This window comes from Actinomadura sp. NPDC023710 (genome assembly GCF_040639875.1).
Lineage (GTDB): Bacteria > Actinomycetota > Actinomycetes > Streptosporangiales > Streptosporangiaceae > Spirillospora > Spirillospora citrea.
This window is the reverse complement of record NZ_JBFAGB010000010.1, coordinates 174,025-192,979: the sequence shown is the minus strand read 5'-3', so window position 1 is coordinate 192,979 and position 18,955 is coordinate 174,025. Positions and strand designations below refer to the sequence as shown.

Genomic DNA, 18,955 nt, shown 5'->3' with positions numbered 1-18,955 from the left:
TCCGTCGTGGCCCACGGTCACCGCGCCGCGACCGGTGGGGAACGGTGTGGCGGCCACCTGCGCGGACCTATCCTGGCTGCCCGGCCCTACGCTCGGCCGGGTGTCCTCGGTCCGCTCCGTCCGGAGAAGGCAGGTGGCGATGAAGCCGCTCGAACCGTCCGATCCACGGGAGATCGGCGGCATCGAGCTGCACGGCAGGCTCGGCCAGGGCGGGATGGGCGTCGTCTACTTCGGCGTCACCCCGGACGCGGACCAGGTCGCCGTCAAGGTGATCCGGGACGAAATGGCCGGCCAGGAGGGCATCCGCGAGCGGTTCGACCGCGAGGTCCTCGCGCTGGGGATGGTCCAGGGTCCGCGCGTCGCGGGACTCGTGGCCGCCGCCGAGCCGGGCGCCGAGACGGCGTGGCTGGCGATGGAGTACGTGCGGGGCGAGACGCTCAAGGACTACCTGGAGACCCGTCCGGCGTTCGGCGCCGAGATGGGCGCGGTGCTGGGCGTCCTGCTGGCGGAGGCGCTCACCGAGATCCACGGCGCCCGCATCCTGCACCGCGACATGAAGCCGGCCAACATCCTGCTCGGCCCGGACGGCCCGAAGGTCATCGACTTCGGCCTGGTCGACCTGACCGAGGCCGACGAGAGCCTCACCCAGACCGGCCTGCGGCTCGGCACGCCGGTGTTCATGTCGCCCGAGCAGGTCGAGTCGGCGAAGGACCTGACGCCCGCGACCGACGTGTACTCGACGGGCGCCACCCTGCTCTACGCGCTGACCAAGCACCTCCCGTACAAGGCGATGAACGGCCACGCCCTGTTCTTCGCGATCGCGAACCCCGACAGGGAACCGGATCTGTCGGGCCTGCCCGCGTCCCTGGCGCCGGTGGTCGGGGCGATGATCGCCCATGACCCGCTGGCGAGGCCGACGCTCGCCGAGGCCTCCAGGGAGTTCCGCCAGGTGCTCGCCGGCGCCGGGCTGTCCCTGCGCGACGCCCGTGTCCATTTCGCGGAGCTCACCTACGTCGAGCGGCCCGACGACCCGCCGTCCGAGATCGAGCCTCCCCGCCGGCCCGCCCGGCCGCGACATCGGGATCGGTCGGTGCCCCCTCCGGTCGTGGCGTCGCTCGCGGACCGGCTCGCCCTCGCCTACGGGCCGGGCTCCCGGCTCTGACCAGCGCCCCGCCCTCAGCCCAGTGAACGACCGTAAGGAGCCCGCCGAGTGACCTTCGCCGACGACACCGCGACCCCGTACGCGCCGGGCGCGCGCATCGAGGTCCGCGACGCGGAGTGGATGGTGCGCACCTGCACGCCGACCCGCCGCGACGGCTACAAGATCACCGCGGTGGGGGTCTCGGAGTTCGTCCGGGACGAGGACGCGGTCTTCTTCACCCGCATCGACGACGTCGTCCAGCTCCGCCCCGAGGACACCCGGCTCGTAGCCGACGCGTCCTCGGCGTTCGCGCGCAGCCGCCTCTACCTGGAGTCGGTGCTGCGCCGCACGCCGCTGCCGCAGTCCGAGCGGGGCCTGGCGCTGGCCGACCGGTTCCTGCTCGACCCGCTCACCTACCAGCAGCGCCCGGCGGAACTGGCGCTCAAGGGACTGCGGCCCCGCATCCTCCTCGCGGACGTGGTGGGGCTCGGCAAGACCCTGGAGATCGGCCTGATCCTGGCGGAGCTGATCCGGCGGGGACGCGGCGAGCGCATCCTCGTGGTGACGCCGCAGCAGGTCCTCGAACAGTTCCAGCACGAACTGTGGACGCGGTTCGCGATCCCGCTCGTCCGGCTCGACTCGGTCGGCATCGAGCGGATCCAGCGCGACATCCCCGCCGGTCGCAACCCGTTCCTGTACTACAAGCGCGCCATCATCTCCGTCGACACCCTCAAGAACCAGGGACGGTACGGGCAGCACCTGGAGAACATGCACTGGGACGCCGTCGTCATCGACGAGTCCCACAACCTCATCAACGAGGGCAACCTTCGCAACAAGCTCGCGCGCCTCCTGGCCAAGCACACCGACGCTCTGTTGCTGGCGAGCGCAACCCCCCACAACGGCGACGCCAGGTCGTTCGCGGAACTGATCAACCTGCTCGACCCCGCCGCCATCGCCGACCCGAAGAAGTACTCGGCCTCCGACATCGACCACCTCTACATTCGTAGGACGAAGATCAGCGACGAGGTGCGCGACCACATCAGCGCCAAGTGGCCCGACCGGGGGCCGTCGGTCGCGCTGCGCAGCCCCGCCACGCCCAAGGAGGAGGCGGTCTTCGCCGAGCTGGCCGACGTCTGGCTGCCCGGCCCGGATGGCAGGGGCGGCTCGGTGGTCGACAGCGACCGCCGCCTCTTCCCCTACACGCTCGCCAAGGCGTTCCTGTCCTCGCACGTCGCGCTCGGCGCGACCGTCGCCAAGCGCCTCAAGAACGCCACGGAACCGCGCGAGATCGAGGCCCTCAACGACCTGGCGTTCCTCGTCCAGCAGATGGACGACGCCGACTCCGCCAAGCGCAGGGCCCTCGTGGACGAGTTGAAGGGCATCGGCGTGAAGGCCAAGGGCCCGATGCGCGCCGTCGTGTTCTCCGAGAGCATCCCGACCCTGGAATGGCTCGCCGAGACCGTTCCGGCCGAACTCGGACTCGCCGCCGACCAGGTGCGGATCATGCACGGCGGCTTCTCCGACCAGCGCCAGCAGGAGATCGTGGAGGAGTTCTCCCTCGCCGACAGCAAGGTCCGCCTGCTGTTCACCGGCGACGTGGCGTCCGAGGGCGTGAACCTGCACCGCCAGTGCCACCACCTCGTCCACTACGACCTGCCGTGGAGCCTCATCCGGATCGAGCAGCGCAACGGCCGCATCGACCGCTACGGGCAGGAGCACCAGCCGCAGTTCCGGGCGCTCATCCTGACCTCGCAGACCGAAGGCGCACTGGACGACACCACGGTCGCGGAGAAGCTTCTGAGGCGCGAGGAGGAGGCGCACCGCAGCATCGGGACGGCCGAGGCCGTGACCCGCGAGTTCACGGCGAAGAAGGAGGAGGACCGTCTCATCAAGGACCTCCTCCACGGCAAATCGGTCGAGGAGTCCCTCGCGGAGACCCCGCCCAGCGATTTCATGGCCGAGCTGTTCGGCGCCGTGGAACAGGGGGAGGCCCAGGCCGAGGTGAGGCAGGCCCGCGTCCCGAAGCTGTTCGGGTCGACCGAGGAGTTCGTCCGCGAGGCCCTGCGGACCGTCTGCCCGGACCTGCGCGTCGATGATGACGGCGAGCTGCTCGCGTTCGAGCCGCCCGACGATCTGGTCCACCGGCTGTCCGCGCTTCCCACGTCCTACCTGCGCACCCACAAGATCAAGGAACGGATGAAGGTCACCTTCGACCAGGGCCTCGCGCAGCGCAAGCTGGACGAGGCCCGCCGCACCAAGACCATGTGGCCTGACATCGCCTACCTGTCGGACCTGCACCCGATGGTGGAATGGCTGGTGGACAAGGTGCAGGTGCAGCTCGTCCGCCGGCAGGCACCCGTCATCGCCGCGAAGGTGGACGAGCCGACGTTCCTCGTCCAGGGCATCTACTCCAACGCGCTCGGGCAGCCCACCGTGGTCGAGTGGATGGCGATCAGCGGCCTTCCCGGCGCCCCGGCCGTCCGCGACATGACCGAGGTCCTCACCGAAGTCGGGGTCGGCCCTAAAATGATCAATACGAATCGCACGCCCGGCTTCGACCGCCTCACGCCGCTCATCGAGCCCGCGATCGCGGCCGCCCGCCGCCACCTGGACGAGCAGCGCGACCGCCACGACGACGCGGTGGCGCGCCCGCTCCGCGAGTACGACGGGCAGCTCGAAATGTGGGAGCGGCAGAGCCTGGAGAGCCTCGCCGGGTCGTCGCACGGGGCGAGGAGGCGGGGGCAGGTGAACGACACCGTCGCCGACCAGAAACGGCTGCTCCGGAGTTTGGAGACGACGGGGGAGCCGCTGCTGCGCATCCTCGCCGTGCTTGAGGGGGACGCATGACCTACGACTCGATCGTCAACCGCGGCGACTACTTCTCGGCCCACTACCTGGCCGAAGTCCTCCCCAAGGACCTGAAGAAGAAGGACGGGCTCCTCGCCCGCTGGGCCGAGGCCGAGAAGGACGGCGAGCCGACCCCGCGCACCGGCCTGCGCGCCCTCAAGCGCCACTACTTCAAGCAGCGGCCCTTCTTCGCCGACGCCCTGGAGACCGTCCGCGAAGGCGGCGACATCCGCAACGTCGAGGAGTGGGAGAAGAACCTCCACGAGCTGCACGGCGACATCCTCCGCGCCCTCGGGTTCCAGGCCGAGCCGCGCGTCCTGACCGTCGAACGCTCGGACAGGCAGTACGAGGTCACCGTCGCGCACGCCGAGCCGGCCGACCGTCCCAGCGTCATCGCGATCGAATGCGGATGGGCGCCGGACGTCGACGCCGCCCTCGACATCTCCGAGGCCGGACGGCTCCTCGCCCCGGTCGAGCTCGACCACCCCCACATGCTCCGAACCGGCGACAAGCTCGCGTCCTGGCTGTTCGCCGCCGACGAGCCGCCCCGCTACGCCCTGATCCTCGCGGGCGGCGTCGTGATCCTGGCTGACCGCATGACCTGGGGCGAGGGCCGCTACCTCGCCGTCAGCCTGGACGTCGCCCTCGGCCGCAGCACCGCCGCGTCCGCCGAGATCGACACCATCGCCGCCCTCTTCGGCGCCGACTCGCTGCTGCCCCCCGAAGAAGGCGGCGCCGAACCCCTCGCCGAACTCCTCTCCGGCTCCCGCCAGCACGCCGTCGGCGTCTCGAAGGAGTTGCGAGAAGGACTCCGCGAATCCGTCGAGATCATCGCGAACGAGGTCCTCGACCGGATGCGCGAGCAGGGCATCCGCCCCGAAGAGGTCATGGAACCGGTCGCCTTCGCCAAGGCACTCGGCCGCGAATCCCTCCGCTACCTCTACCGGATTCTCTTCCTCCTGTACGCCGAGGCCCGCCCGGAACTCGGCATCCTCCCCACCGACGACGAGGCGTACGTCAAGGGCTACAGCATGGCCCGCCTCGGCGACCTCATCATCCGGGACCTGGTATCGGAGGAGTCGCGCCGCAGCGTTCACCTGTACGAGTCGCTCGACCTGCTGTTCCACATGGTCAACGAGGGACACAACCCGCGCGGCGCGGGCCTGCCCCTCGGCTCCGAAGGCGACGGGCTCCGCTTCGAGCCCCTCAAGTCGGACCTGTTCGACCCGGCCCGCATCAGCCTCATCGGCAAAGCCGCGATCGACCTGGACGAGGACGACCCCGACTCGCAGCCGATCGACACGCGCCTCCGCAACGACGCGCTCTACAAGGTCCTGCGCCTCCTCATGCTCTCCAAGGGCAAGCGCAGGGAACGCGGCGGCTTCATCTCGTATGCGCAGCTCGGTATCAACCAGCTCGGCGCGGTGTACGAGGGGCTGATGTCGTATACCGGGTTCATCGCCAAGGAGGAGCTGTACGAGGTCGCCAAGAACGGCGACCCCAAGGACGGCTCCTGGATGATCCCCGCCTCCAAGGTCGACGACTACGAGGACGCCGTCTTCGTCCGCCGCATCGACGAAAATGGCATCAAGACGGACGAGCGCGTCCGCTACAGGCCCGGCGCGTTCGTCTACCGGCTCGCCGGCCGCGACCGCCAGACCAGCGCCTCGTACTACACGCCCGAGTCACTGACGCAGGTCACGGTGCAGCTGGCGCTCCGCGAACGACTGGACCAGGACGGGATGACCACCAAGGCCCGCGAGATCCTCGACTGGACGATCTGCGAACCCGCCCTCGGCTCCGGCGCCTTCCTCAACGAGGCGATCAACCAGGTCGCCGCCGAGTACCTCAAGCGCCGCCAGGCCGAGAAAAACCAGAGCCTCGAACCCGAGCTCTACGCGCACGAGCTGCAGAAGGTCAAGGCGTACATCGCCCTGCACAATTCCTACGGGGTGGACCTCAACGAGACGGCCGTCGAGCTGGCCGAGGTCTCGATCTGGCTGAACGTCATGCACGAGGGCTTGCAGGCCCCGTGGTTCGGCCTGCACCTGCGCCGTGGCAACTCCCTCATCGGCGCCGGCCGCCGCCTGTACGAGACGGACCACTTGAAGAAGAAGACGTGGCTCACCACCGCGCCGAACGACCACCCCTTCCGGGACGGCCCGATCCCCGACGGGCACATTCACCACTTCTTGCTGCCCGCCCAGGGCTGGGGAGCGGTCGCGGGAGAGAAGGAAGCCAAGAACCTGGCCCCCGAGGACGCCAAGCGCCTTGGCGACTGGCGCAAGGGGATGCTCAAGGACCCGTCCACCAAGAAGAAGCAGGGGCAGAAACTCACCCAGGTCCAGCGCCTCCAGGGCCTTGCTGGCCGCGCTGAAGATCTGTGGGACCTGGTCATCAAGCGCTTGGAGCTGTCGGAGAAGGACATCAGGCGCCACATCCGCGTCTGGGGCGCCGACGATCTACCTGAGCCGAAGAAGGAGCTTGTCGCTCGCGAGCAGATTCTCAAGGACCTGACCTCTCCGGGCACGCCTTACTGGCGTCTCAAGACATTGATGGACGCGTGGTGCGCGCTCTGGTTCTGGCCGCTCGACAAGGCCGGTCTGCTGGACGGCAGCGACGGCATCTACGAGCGGTTGAAGGACAACGTCCTCGACAGCATCCCGCCCACGCCCGCTGATATTGGGGTACCGGATCCCGCCCCGGCCGGATTCCCGCAGTCGTGGGAGCCCGCAGCGCTCTTCGGCGACGACCCGGTCCAGACGTCCATCAACCAGCAGAAGCCACGAAGCAAGTCACCGCGCAAGCCTGCCCGCGTCGAGCGCCGTCAGGTGATCCCGCTCGCCGACCTGGACGACTGGCTCGACTTCGCCGAAGCCCTCCTCGGCACTACGGACATTCCAGAGGACTCCCTCGGCGCTCACTTCGCGTCGCTGAGCGAGCTGGGCGAGCACGAAGACCAGCTCGGAGCTTGGATGGGCATGGACAACGAGTTCAAGCTCAACGAGCGCTTCCCGTGGCTCAACGCGGTCGAGGAGATCGCAAGGCAGCAAGGCTTCTTCCACTGGGAACTTCAGTTCGCCCAAATCTCCCAAAGAGGCGGCTTCGATCTCCAGGTGGGAAATCCGCCCTGGGTTCGCCCTCGCTGGGAGGAGCGAATCGTTCTTGCGGAGTTGGACCCTTGGTTTGCACTTGCTGAAAAGCCAAGTGCCAGCGCGTGGCAAAAACATAAAAATCAAGCTCTGGAAGCAGCGCCGCAAAGTGAATTTGTCTTGAAGGAAATCTCTGTCAATGTGGGGTTGGTGGAGTTTCTTGGCAGCATTTCTACTTATCAGCTGATATCTGGAACTCAGCCGGATCTGTATCGGGCGTTCATGTGCCGAGTCTGGAATGATCTAAAGCAAGTAGGGGTGGCAGGTCTAATACATCCGGATACGCATTTTAGTGGAACCAAGGAAGGTCCCCTTCGTTCTGTGGCGTACAGTCGGTTGCGATTCCATGCTCATTTTCAGAATCGACGACTTCTGTTCGCGGAAGTCGGCTGGAACAAGCAGTATGGTATACACGTTTACGGAAAAGGTGGCGAGGTCAATTTCACTCACGTAAGTTGGCTGTTTGATCCGGTGCCGCTCGAAAGATCATTGGCTGGCGAGATCGATGAGGGTATTCCCGGTATCAAGCATAAGGGAACATGGGATTTGCGTTCCCATCCACAGCGCCTTGTTGATGTGAATCATGAGGTGCTCGGCATATGGAGACTGGTATCCGGTGAGTCGGATACGCCTTTGACGCACACAAAGCTGCTTTATCCCGTAACTGTTGCTGAACAGCGGGCAATTGCAGCGCTTGCTCAGGTGCGGCAGCGCCTGGGAACTGCTAATCCATGGATCAGTTCCGGCTTTCATGAGGCGGCCACTAAAAAGGCAGGACTAATAAAATGGGCTACTCAGGAATGTGACGAATGGTCGCAGGTTATATTGCAAGGCCCTCACATCGGGGTAGCGACGCCCTTCTCCAAGCAACCGAGAATCCCTTGTAGATTGAATACCGACTATGTTGGATGGGATTTGCGTTCGATACCAGACAATCTAATACCACGCACCAACTACGTGGCTGCGGATAAGGAGGAGTTCCTTAATGGGAGGGATGTCTGGGGATGTAGAACGGACGCCAAAATAATCGCCAGGAAGACATGTGGGGAAGTTCGCTGCAGTGAAGCTGGGCGGTGCCGCAACCCACGTCCCAGCACGGACTATTATCGTCTTGCATGGAGGCGAATGATTCCCTTCGACACTGAACGAAGCCTATTCGCCTCTATCATTCCCCCTGGCCCTGCTCATATCGATGCAGTGCACACTCTCGCTCTCAGGGATCCACGAGAAATGGCGTTGGTCGCCGGATTTTGGGCGGCTCTGCCGCTAGACTACCTCTTGCGTGTAACCGGGAAAGCAGATCTAAGGAACGAAGAAGCCCTTGCCATGCCAGCGCCTGGCCATGGGCACCCTCTGGCTAGCGCACTATTGTTGCGTACACTGCGACTCAACTGCCTAACTTCGGTCTATGGCGACCTTTGGAGGCAAAGCTATGAGCCCCGCTGGGCAAAGGAAGAGTGGGCGGTCAAATGGCCGGGAGTGAAGACGCTTACCCAGCAAACGAACGTTTGGACTCGTGAAACTCCTGTTCGTGGTGACTTGGAGCGTCGCGCTGCCCAAGTTGAAATAGACGCGCTGGTGGCAGTCTGGCTTGGAATCAGTGCAGAGGAATTGATTGCGATTTATCGGTCGCGATATCCTGTAATGCTGGACTATGATGCCGAAATGTTCTTTTCTGTAGACGGTCAGCGCATAGCTAAGAGTTATCGGGTTTATGGCCACAATCAGACGAAAGATACTTTCAATCATTTGACTGAGCATCTTGGAGATCCTGCTTCGGTGTCGGCGCCTGAAGGATATGAAGGACCCTTCTATAAGGCGAACCGCGAAGCTGAATATCGGGAAGCGCATGCTGTGTTCTCGGAGCGGTTGGAGCGGGCGAAGGCTGAGGGGTGGACGCCTGATGGTGGAGGCTCGTCTGCGTGATGTTGGGTCGGCGTGCTTCTGGCTTACTGCGAGGTGCGGGTGCGGGGTGGCATCGGGTGTTGACTTGCGACGTGTTGCCTCTGTGGCGGGTCCATCGGGGCAACACGCCGCAAGTCGATGCGGTCGTCTCATGGTTTGAGGCGGGCCCAGACCCATTTGCCTCCTGTCGGGTCGGGGGAGTAGCCGCACTCGGTGGCTAGGGCTGTGACGATCGGGAGGCCCCGGCCGCCGTTGTCGTCCCAGTGCTCTTCGGAGATGTTCAGGGTGTCGAGCGTCAGCTCCACCACTGGACGAGGTTGCGGGCTGGCCGTGCTGGCGTCCCATACCGCGATGAGGACGCCGGCGACGTCCCGGCTGCACTGGTAGCGGATCTCCTCGCCGGGCGTGGCCGCCACGGCGTTGGTGATCAATTCCGAGGCGATCAAGAATGCATCGTCCGAAATATGTGCGCAGTCCCATTTGTGGAGTCGCGCCATCGTCAGTGTGCGCGCCAGTCCCGGTGCGGCCTTCGACGCCAGCATGGAGAGCAGCAGGCAGTCCGGCGTAGTGATCACGTCCGCCCGTCCTTCCTGGAGATGATTACGATTCGTCTCTCCAGGGTCACGCTTCGTGGCTAGGATGCGATGTATGCGTAAACTCCGTAAACAATGGGAGGCCCTCAGTGACCGCTGCTGACGAGCTTGATCCGATGTCTTCGCTGTATGCGTGGCTGGCTTATGACCTGCGAGTTTACAGAAAAAGGCATGGTATGACCGGCACGCAGGTTGGGAAGATCATCGGCTACGTCCGCTCGCATGTTTCGAACCTGGAGGCGGGCAGGGTCCAACTCGACATTAAGCAGGCCAAGCTGCTCGACGAGGCTTGGGAGACGGGCGGTCACTTCGAGCGGCTTCTGAGCTTCGCGCGCAAAGGGCATGATCCAAATTGGTTCTTGCAGCACGGGCAGTACGAGGCGGCAGCACAGGTGATCAGGATCTACCAGGGCCAGATCATTCCACCTCCCCTCCAGACCGAGGACTACATGCGGGCCCTCCTTGTGGAGAGCGATGCGGAGGACGTTGACCAGGCCGTCCGGTCGCGGATGGCGCGGCAGGACGCCATCCTGTCCCGACTGTCCCCGCCCTATGTTTGGGTGTTGATGGACGAGGATGCGGTGACCTCCGAAATCGGAGGGGGCGAGGTGATGTATGCCCAGCTCAGGTACCTGCTTGAACTCGGAGAACTCTCTCATGTGTCGGTCCGTCTACTCCCCAAGTCGGCCGGTGCGCATATGGGGCTCGATGGCCCGTTCAGGCTCATCACTGTGAAGAACCGTCAGGTCGCCTACGTCGGTGCTCGCAGAGGCGGTCGGTTGATCGAGGACGCGGCGGAGGTACAGGAACTCGCCGTAGATTACGAGCGAATCGGGTTCAAGGCCCTATCTGAGGAGGCTTCCCGAGCCCGTGTCGCTGGATTGTTGGAGGTGGCGAGTGAAGACCGACTGGCGAAAGAGCTCACGCAGCGGGGCGATCAATGATGAGGCATGTGTCGAGGTGGCCGAGTTGATCAATGGCGTTGGCATCCGGGATTCGAAGGACCCCGAAGGGGGACGGTTGACCGTGAGTGGCGATGCGTTCGGGAGTCTGCTTCGGCGGATCAAGGACGGGGCTCTCGACCGGGCCTGACGGGCGTTCCGGCCGGTCCTGGGGTGGGGGCGCTCTGGGACCGGTCGCGGGCTCGGCGGGGACGGACGGCAAGGGGCGCGTGGACGCGCTCAGTGTTGTGGCGGTGGATCGCCCATAGCGGATGTCCGTCCAGAGTCGTTGAACTGCGCAGGACGAACCCGTCCACGAGAGCGGCCCCAGCAGCCGCGCGGCGTGTGCTCACGTCGGCTCGGTGACGGTGGACGCGGCTCGCGGTCGGGTGTCGGCGCGTCCGGGCTGATCTCAAGAACGAGGAGCGGCTCCGTCCACGAATGACCTCGTGACCCCGGCCAACAGCGCTGTGACCGGAAACGATCAACGGGTTCGTGGTGGGCGAGAGTCTGGTGAACAGCGGCGATGATGAGGGCGTGACCGCCGGCTCTCGCGCCCAGTCGTTCGAGGCGGCCGCCGTTCAGTACGCGGCGAGTCGGCCTTCGTATCCCGCCGCGCTCTTCGACCGCATCGAGGAGTTCGCATGCTGCCGTCTGGCGGGCGCCCGAGTCGCAGATGTCGGCGCGGGTACCGGCATCGCCAGCGTGCTGCTGCGGGAGCGAGGCGCCGAGGTGATCGCTGTCGAGCCGGGTGAGGCCATGGCCGGTGAGTTCCACCAGGCGCTCCCCGGGGTCCCGATCGTGCGGGGTGACGGTAATGCACTACCGCTGGCCAGGGGCTCCTGCGACCTCATCACGTATGCCCAGTCCTGGCAGTGGACCGATCCCGGCCGGTCCGTCCCAGAGGCGCTGCGTGTCCTGCGAGCGGGCGGCGCGCTGGCGATCTGGTGGAACACCACGGCCTTCGACGTGCCGTGGATCCGTCGGCAGCACGAGCGCATCGCGCACCACTGCGGGTTGAAGCCGAGGCCCGCTGCGCGCCCTTCGGACCACGACGCCATCCGGCTCGCGGGGCTGACGGGGCTGCGGGTCGCGCGGCGTCAGATGCGCTGGAGCCGCACCGTCCCTCTGGACGTGCATCTCGCCAACATCGGCAGCCGCTCGGCGTTCCTCGTCCTCGAAGAGGTGAACCGCCAGGCGTTCCTCGCCGATGAGCGTGAACGGCTGCGCAGGATCTTCACCGGCGAGGAGGTGGAGGAGACCTACGTGGTCGATCTCCTGGTCGCACTCCGCCCTTGACGTGCGCGACCGCGGACGGAGCGGCGCGCTCCTCCAGCCGAGGCGAGTGGTCGGCCGCCGGGCCTGACCGGACGCAGGCGGGCCGGTCCTTGAGCGAGGGCGCTCCAGGACCGGTCGGCCTGGCGGGGGTGGGCGGTGACGGCTCCCCGCGGACGCTCCCGGCGGCCATGGCGGCCGCGCCGCGCATCGCGTGCGGACGTCCGGAGAACTCTTGACCTCGCTGGAGGCACTGATCTGTGGCGCTCGCAACCCGGCGCCGGTCGGGCGGGTCGCCGGGCCAGGACGGTTCCGTCCGGGGCCCGGCGGTTCTGCGGGACTCAGCGGGCGCAGACCTCCAGCGTCCACTTCCCGGCCGGTTCCACGCCCTTCATCAGCATCGCCAGCGCGGCGGCGCCGGTTCAGTGCACTTGGCCCGCCTCCGCAGGCAGCACGGCGATCTCGCTCCGGTCCGTCCCTCTCTTGTGTTGTCCGGGTGGGGCAGGGTGCTTTGGGTGATGGGCAGTGGTAGCAAGTCGATCAACGGGTGGTCAGGCGAAGTCCCTTCGCTTGATCTTGGCGCGGCGGCCGTCGGGATGGTGGAAGACGATCCCTTCGGCGAGGTGGCCTGGAGCGAACCTGCTGTCCAGCGTGGCGAGGTACTCCCGCAGGCCGTCATAGCTGCGGGGCACGTCCTCGTAGGTCGGCACCTGAACGTTGAAGGGGACGCACCGGTGCTCTTCGAGCCCCAGCGGGTTGCCCTGGATGCGGGGGCCGAGCGCCTCGCAGGGATGCTCGCCGTCCGGCCACTCGGAGACGTCGGTGTTGCGGGCCGCCGCCTGGATCCACTTGTCCTCGGCCCCCTCCGCGGCGTCGACGTACCAGCCGTCCACGATCCCCTGCTGCTTCTGCGCCTTGCTCGGGTTGCGCCGCTTCTCGACCCGGACCAGCAGGCCTGACCGCACGGTGAGGCGGACGTTGGTGCCGTCGAGTTTCTCGGTGCCGGTCCCGGCCCCTTCGAACACCCAGGCGCACTCGGCCTTGGGGCGGTCGACGACCCGGAACCGGTCATCGCGCTCGAAGAGCGTGGGGATCTTTTCCATGACGTCCCTTCCCCTTTCGACGTGCCCGAGCAGTTCGTCGTGGGTGATCGCGCCCCCGGCCAGCCCGCCGGCCAGGGCTCGGACGAGGTCGGCAACGGAGACCCCGGCGTCGACGGCGACGTGCTTGAGCGCCTTCTTCTCCTCGGGAGAGACCCAGGCGACCAGTCGCGACCAGCCCTCCGGGGGCGTCCATCGCGCCAGGCGGTCCGGGTCCTTGCGCGGCCGTCCACGCCCCTTGCCGGTACTCACGCGGAGGACGTTAGAACCGATCATGGGGTTGTGTCAATTGGCATAACAGAAAATATCCCGGGCTCGGGCGGCGGTGGCGGCGTGGATGCGCGCTGCCCGGCGGTTCTGCGGGACTCAACGGGCGTAGACCTCCAGCGTCCACTTCCCGGCCGGTTTCACGCCCTTCCTCAACTTCGCCAGCGCGGCGTCGCCGGTGCCGTGCACCTTGCCCGCCTCCGCCGGGAGCACGGCGATCTCGATCCCGTGCGTCCCGCGCCCGGCGTCCAAGTCCCAGACGATGCCCGTGGACTCGGCGCTCTCACAGTCGAAGAGGTTGGCACGCCCGCCGAGCCGGACGACCGCCACCGCCGCGTCGTCGACACACGTCAACCGCATCCGCGTCGACTTCCCCGGCCCCTTGAGCAGGACCGTCCCGGAGCGGCCGTCGGCAGTCCCGGACAGACGCGCCAGCCGCTTCAACCCCGCCACCGGAAGCCGCTTCGACTGCTCAGGCGGACGCGTCAACATGGTGCAGCTCTTGGCGTTGCCCGGCCGCTGTACACCCGGACGCTCCAATCGCCCGGCATGGCCGTCTGTGGTGTGGAAGGCGAGCATCCAGTTGGTTTCCGAGGAAGAGGCGCCGGGGTGGACGAGCCATACGAGCCGCATCTGTTGACTCAGCATGCACCCCGACTGCACTCCGCCTGCGGCTAGTGAACACGTCTGCGAACCGTTCCCGACTTGCTTGACCAGGTGGAGCTGCAATCCCGTGACCTTGTCCACGCCCGGCGGGGTGGTGCGGGTCGGTCCGGGTGGCGGGTCGGGTGCGCGGTCGCACGTGCGGAAGAGCGATGTCGTCCCGGCGCGGCGGCGGGCGGGCAGGCGTGTAACCGGCTGGAGAGGGACCGGCGGACCCAGTTAGGGTCGGGGCGGTACTCGTTGCCGTCCATGGCTCGGTCGGCGGGAACAACCACCCGGACCCCAGGAGACCCCCATGCCCCTCGAACCACGATTTCGGCGGGTGGCTGCTCTGCACCGTCCGTTCGTGGACAGGGAGTCGGTGATCGCCGGATTCACCGAGGCCTTACGCATCCCGCGCGAGGCGCCGTGCGTCTTCAACCTGGTCGGGGTGGGCGGCATCGGCAAGTCGCGCCTCCTCCAGGAGTTCAAGCAGCGCAGCGCCGGGACGCACCGGTCCGCCACGATCGACCTTCAGGTGCCCGCGATGCGCCAGCAGGAGGACGCCCTCGCCGTCCTGCGCGTCGAACTCGGCCGCCAGGGCGTGCGGTTCGACCGCTTCGACATCGCCTACGCCGTCCTCTGGCAGCGGCTCCATCCGCACCTGCGGCTCTCGGCTAAGGAACTCCCGTTCGCGGGCGAGAGCGAAGCCCTCTCCCAGATCATCGACGGCGCGGCCGGCGTCCCCGTGTTCGGGACCGGCGTGGGCCTGCTGCGTCTGCTCGGCAAGGCCACGAGCGGGATGCGGCAGCGGCACCGAGTCAGGTCCGACGCCACCCTCCGTCAGTTGGACGACCTCACCAACGCCGAACTCGCCGACGCCGTCACCTACCTGTTCGCCGAAGACCTGCGAGACGGCTCAGACCGGCCCTACCTCCTCTTCGTGGACGCCTACGAGGCACTCGTCCCGGCCCCGGCGCGGTCGGGCCGCGCCATGGCCCAGGACGTCTGGCTCCGCGACCTCATCGTCCAGCTCGATGGGGGAGTGGTCGTGGTGGCCAGCCGCGAGCCCCTCGCCTGGGCGGAGCACGACCCCGCCTGGACCGAGGTGATCCGCCACCAGCGCGTGGACGGCCTTCCGATGGCGGCCCGGCTGGAACTCCTCGCGGACGGCGGCATCGCCGACCCCGCCGCGCGCCAGGCGATCGCGATCGCCAGCCAGGGACTCCCCTTTTACCTCCACCTGGCCGTCGACACCCGCACGACGGCGAGGCAGGCGGCGGCGGTCTCCTCCGAGGAGATCCTTCGGCGCTTCCTCGCCCACGTCGCGCCCGACGAGATCCGCACGCTGGAGCTGCTGAGCGTCGCCCGGATCTTCGACTACGAGATCTTCCAGGCCGTGGCGGACGCGTTCGACCTGCCCCGGCACCGGATGGCCTGGGAATCGCTGACCGCCTACTCGTTCGTCTACCCGGCCGGCGCCCACGGCCGCCGCCTCCACCAGCTCATGCGCGCCGCGCTGGGCGACCGGCTGTCCGCGGGCACCCTCCGCGACGTCCACACCCTGCTCCGCGGCCTCTGGGACGCACGCGCCGGCGGCGACCACGCGGCCGAGGACGGCGTCGCCACCCGCGCCCGCGCCATCCGCGAGGCCGCGTACTGCGGCCTGCGCGCGGGCGTCCTCGACGGCGCGGACATCCTCGCCTACGCCGACCGGGCCATGACGCACGGCGCGAAGCAGGGCCTCGACGGCGTCGCCCAAGACCTGCGCGCCCACCTCGACACCTCCTCGGCCGATCCCGACCTCGTCCAGACGGCCCTGTGCCTGGAGGCCGAGTCGGCCGTCCTGCTCGGGGACGCCGAGACCGCGACGCGGCTCACCCCGGCCATCGACTGGCCGCTCGACGGCGCGCCGGGAGCGCGCCTCGCCCTGGCGGGCGCCCACGGCCGCCGCATCGCCGGAGCGACCGGCGAGGCGCAGAGCCTCTTCCGCCAGGTGTGGGACCACCACTCCGGTCCCGTCCGGTTGCGGGCGGGGTTCTGCATGGCGGACCTGGACATGTGCCAGGGCCGGTTCGGGGACGCACTGTCCATCACGCAGCAGATCCTCGCCGACGCCCCCGACGACGACCTCGTGCTGCGCGGCGACGTGTCGCGGCTCCAGCACCTGGGCTTCCGCTTCGGGTTCGACCTCGACTCGTCCGCCCGCTCCCTGGAGACCGCCGCCGCCCTCTACGAGCAGGCGGGCGCCATCATCGGCCAGGCCGACATCAAGACCAACCGGGCCGAACTGCTCGCCTGGACCGACCCGCCCCGCGCCGTCGCGACCGCGGCCGACGCCATCGAGACCCAGCGGGGACTCGGCGCCCACCACGAGATGGGCAAGGCGTTCACCGCCCTCGCCATCGCCCAGTTCCGGCTCGGCCAGCACATCCCGGCGGCGGCGTCGTTCCAGGCGGCCACCGAGGCCCTGGAACGGGCGCGCTACCGCTCCGGCCGGGCCCGCGCTGAACTGTTCCGGGCCTTCCTGCACGCCCGGACGGGCGACACCGCCGCCGCCGAGGCGTCCGCCCGCTGGGCCATCGCCGAACTGGTCGCCGCGGACGTGTACCCCACCCTCCTCATGGTCGCCGGCCACCTCCTGGACGCCCTCGGCGCCTCCGATGAGCGCACCGCGGCGGTGGCGGACCGCGCCCGCGACCAGATCAGCCCCCCGGACCTGCTGCCATTCTTGGACGAACGGGCGCGCGGGCTGGTGACGGCGATGCTGGAGGACGCGTGAACTGGCACGACCTGTACGAGCGGGCACGGGCGCACGGCGACGCGGCGGCCGGGTACTACAACGACAACATCCGGGTCGACACCTCGGACGGGCCCGTCATCATCCGGATCCCGATCCACGGCGCCGACATGATGGACCTGCGTCCCTGGCGCGAGGACCGCGTCCTCACCGCCATCGCCCCCCACGTCCGCGACGCGCCCCGAGTCCTCCATGTCTCTGCCGACCCGCCGTTCCAGGTGCACGAGTTCATCGCGGGCGACGTCCTCAACGACGTGGCGCCGCGCGGCGTCCCCGTCCCGCCCCACGTCCTGGGCGACGTCGCGCGGCTGTTCGCGCAGCTCGCCCGCGTCCCCAAGCTTCCCGACGTTCCCGCCTCCTGGCCGGCGGACAAGGACACGACCGCGTTCGCGTGCCTGCTGTCCGACCTGACCCAGCGCGTGTACGACACCTTCAGCGCCGAGTACGCCGACCTCTTCACCGCCCTGGCGATCCCCGCCGACCCCCTGGCGCCCGTGGGAGACCTGTGGCGCAACCTCACCCCGCGCGCCTTCGTCTGCGTCCACGCCGACGTCCACCGCCGCAACATCATCGTCGCGGGTGGCGCGACCACGTTCCTGGACTGGGAACTCGCGCTGTGGGGCGACCCCGTCTACGACCTGGCCGTCCACATCCACAAGATGGGCTACCTGCCGGAGGAGCGGGACGCACTCGTCACTCGCTGGCAAGCCGCCATGCCGTCCGGCCACACCACCGGCTGGCGGCAGGACCTGGACGCCTACCTGGCGCACGAGCGCATCAAGTCGGCGATCGTCGACTCCGTCCGCTACTCCCAGCAGTTCGCGAGCAGTGGCCCCTACCCGGAACACCAACTGGTCACCTCCCTGACGACCAAACTCAACGCCGCCCGCCCCTACTGGCGCACCCCCACTTCCCTCACCCCGCGCACAGTAGAAACCGCCCTCCGCTCCCGCTGACCCGCCCAATCCTGCCGGCGGCCGTCTCTTGTAAGGAGCGCCCGGTATGCCGCGCCCCAGCGCGATCAAGGAGGCCGCCAGAGCCGGTGTGCCGGACCGCTGACGCTGCATGACGAACTGTCCTTGCTCGACCTCCTGAGAACGTTCCCGCATCGCCTCGCTCACTTCGCCTGGCCAGATCGTTGCCGCTTCGCGCGGACATGTGTCAGGCAGCGCCGACACCGCCCAGGTTCCGCCGTGAACTGGAGCTAGGGGGACAGCCCGATCCGGTAGAGCGCCAGGGCGGCGAATCCGAGAAGTGATCGGTTCCAGGGGATCGGGAACGCGGTTCCGCTGATCTCATGGGCATGGTCGTGGGCTTCGGCGATTACCTGCAGTCCGGCATCGGGTATCTGCTCGCCGAGCCGGATCGCGAGAGCGACGGCTGCAGTGAGCTGGACACCGAAAGTCCCGGCGGCGAGCAAGGCCGTCAATCGGTCATCGATCGCCGGTTCGTCCGGGGCGAGATAGCCGAGGCTGAGGTTGGCGCTCGCGCGCGCCATCCGGTGTTCCTCGGTCTCGGAAACCTCAGTCAGATGCGAGATCGCGCGTTGGGTGGCGGGAAACCAGGCCAGTAGCTCAGCCGCTATCGCGGCGACCACAGGGTCGGGATCATTCGTCCAGGCGACGAACCGGTCGCTGATCGCAGCTGCCGCGAGGTAGGCGTCGCGGTCCCAGGACACCGCGACGGCATCGCATTCCTCGGGCTCGTCGTCTTCGTCGTCTTCGCTATAAAGCCAATCCACGACCGTTGCCACGTCGGTGCTGGTCACGTTGTCGGCCTTGGCGAACTCACGGTCGGGCTCGAAGGGGAGGCAAGTGTCGTCGCGGTCTCCGAGCGCGACGGCGCGGAGCAGATCGACTACCGCCGGACGATCCGGCGTTGCCGGATCGTCCGCCAGTTCGGTCAGGAACGGAACGACATGACGACTCGCCTGCCAGCGGGTTCCTTGGTGATAGACGTTCCCTCTTAGCTGGGCATGAGCTTGGTGACGTTCCTCGGCGTCTGCTGACAGTAGTGCTGTGAGCCGACCGGGGACATCTTCAGCCGAACCGTACGCGTGGTGGAGTTCAGCCCAGTTGACCGCCTCCAGGCCTTCCAGCGGGCTTCTCACCGTGCTGCTCACGTTGGCTTCTCGTTGGCGAGTTGCAGGCGTGGTGCGCGGGGCAGGGGCGCGGGCGCTCCCGTCTCCGGAACGGTGTGGAAGGCCTCGATCATGTAGGCGGCGAAACGGCGGGACGCCTGGAGCCGGGCGTCGTGCGGTGCGTCCTGGATGCCCCGGTGGGCCATGAGCAT

The 18,955-nt window shown here is 67.6% G+C and carries 12 protein-coding genes; 8 read left to right on the top strand and 4 right to left on the bottom strand.

Annotated features, from left to right (window positions below; all coding sequences use genetic code 11):
• Positions 1-100 precede the first annotated feature (100 nt).
• Genes AB0H37_RS14265 through AB0H37_RS14255 form a run of 3 tightly spaced genes read left to right on the top strand, consistent with a single transcriptional unit; the run spans position 101 to position 9,066 of the window.
• Complete coding sequence (locus AB0H37_RS14265; RefSeq protein WP_360612919.1) at positions 101-1,162, top strand: serine/threonine-protein kinase; 1,062 nt, start codon at positions 101-103, stop codon at positions 1,160-1,162.
• A 48-nt stretch (positions 1,163-1,210) separates the two neighbouring features.
• Positions 1,211-3,988, top strand: a complete 2,778-nt coding sequence (locus AB0H37_RS14260; protein ID WP_360612917.1) for a DEAD/DEAH box helicase — start codon at positions 1,211-1,213, stop codon at positions 3,986-3,988.
• Entirely contained in the window at positions 3,985-9,066 is a 5,082-nt protein-coding gene (locus tag AB0H37_RS14255; protein WP_360612915.1) for a class I SAM-dependent DNA methyltransferase, read from the top strand. The genes AB0H37_RS14260 and AB0H37_RS14255 overlap by 4 nt, the downstream gene beginning before the upstream one ends.
• 128 nt (positions 9,067-9,194) lie before the next feature.
• Here the strand turns inward: AB0H37_RS14255 and AB0H37_RS14250 are convergent, their stop codons facing one another.
• Entirely contained in the window at positions 9,195-9,620 is a 426-nt protein-coding gene (locus AB0H37_RS14250) for an ATP-binding protein (protein ID WP_360612913.1), read from the bottom strand.
• 107 nt (positions 9,621-9,727) lie between these two features.
• Between AB0H37_RS14250 and AB0H37_RS14245 the strand changes: the two genes are divergently transcribed.
• From AB0H37_RS14245 to AB0H37_RS14235, 3 genes are all read left to right on the top strand, one after another.
• Complete coding sequence (locus AB0H37_RS14245) at positions 9,728-10,582, top strand: helix-turn-helix transcriptional regulator (RefSeq protein ID WP_360612911.1); 855 nt, start codon at positions 9,728-9,730, stop codon at positions 10,580-10,582.
• A complete protein-coding gene (locus AB0H37_RS14240) occupies positions 10,509-10,730 on the top strand; it encodes a DUF397 domain-containing protein (RefSeq protein ID WP_360612909.1) in 222 nt (73 codons plus the stop codon). Before AB0H37_RS14245 ends, AB0H37_RS14240 begins: the two co-directional genes overlap by 74 nt.
• A 386-nt stretch (positions 10,731-11,116) precedes the next feature.
• Positions 11,117-11,878, top strand: coding sequence for a methyltransferase domain-containing protein (locus AB0H37_RS14235; RefSeq protein WP_360612907.1), 762 nt, complete (start codon positions 11,117-11,119; stop codon positions 11,876-11,878).
• A gap of 527 nt (positions 11,879-12,405) precedes the next feature.
• On the opposite strand, the gene AB0H37_RS14230 is transcribed toward AB0H37_RS14235, so the two are convergent.
• Together AB0H37_RS14230 and AB0H37_RS14225 are read right to left on the bottom strand one after the other, a co-directional pair.
• Positions 12,406-13,206 (bottom strand): hypothetical protein, encoded by an 801-nt coding sequence (locus tag AB0H37_RS14230; RefSeq protein WP_360612905.1) that lies wholly within the window; start codon positions 13,204-13,206, stop codon positions 12,406-12,408.
• 114 nt (positions 13,207-13,320) lie between these two features.
• Positions 13,321-13,968: a hypothetical protein gene (locus AB0H37_RS14225; RefSeq protein ID WP_360612903.1), complete on the bottom strand. Its 648-nt coding sequence runs from the start codon at positions 13,966-13,968 to the stop codon at positions 13,321-13,323.
• 238 nt (positions 13,969-14,206) lie between these two features.
• Between AB0H37_RS14225 and AB0H37_RS14220 the strand changes: the two genes are divergently transcribed.
• Together AB0H37_RS14220 and AB0H37_RS14215 are read left to right on the top strand one after the other, a co-directional pair.
• Entirely contained in the window at positions 14,207-16,645 is a 2,439-nt protein-coding gene (locus AB0H37_RS14220; protein ID WP_360612901.1) for a hypothetical protein, read from the top strand.
• Complete coding sequence (locus AB0H37_RS14215) at positions 16,642-17,619, top strand: aminoglycoside phosphotransferase family protein (protein WP_360612899.1); 978 nt, start codon at positions 16,642-16,644, stop codon at positions 17,617-17,619. Before AB0H37_RS14220 ends, AB0H37_RS14215 begins: the two co-directional genes overlap by 4 nt.
• 248 nt (positions 17,620-17,867) lie before the next feature.
• Here AB0H37_RS14215 and AB0H37_RS14210 read toward each other — a convergent pair whose 3' ends face one another.
• Positions 17,868-18,785: a hypothetical protein gene (locus AB0H37_RS14210; RefSeq protein WP_360612897.1), complete on the bottom strand. Its 918-nt coding sequence runs from the start codon at positions 18,783-18,785 to the stop codon at positions 17,868-17,870.
• Positions 18,786-18,955: the final 170 nt, after the last annotated feature.

What these genes read in the sequence shown, in the direction of transcription:
- AB0H37_RS14255 (WP_360612915.1), top strand. Translation starts at nt 3,985, where the DNA reads ATGACCTACGACTCGATCGTCAACCGCGGCGACTACTTCTCGGCCCAC.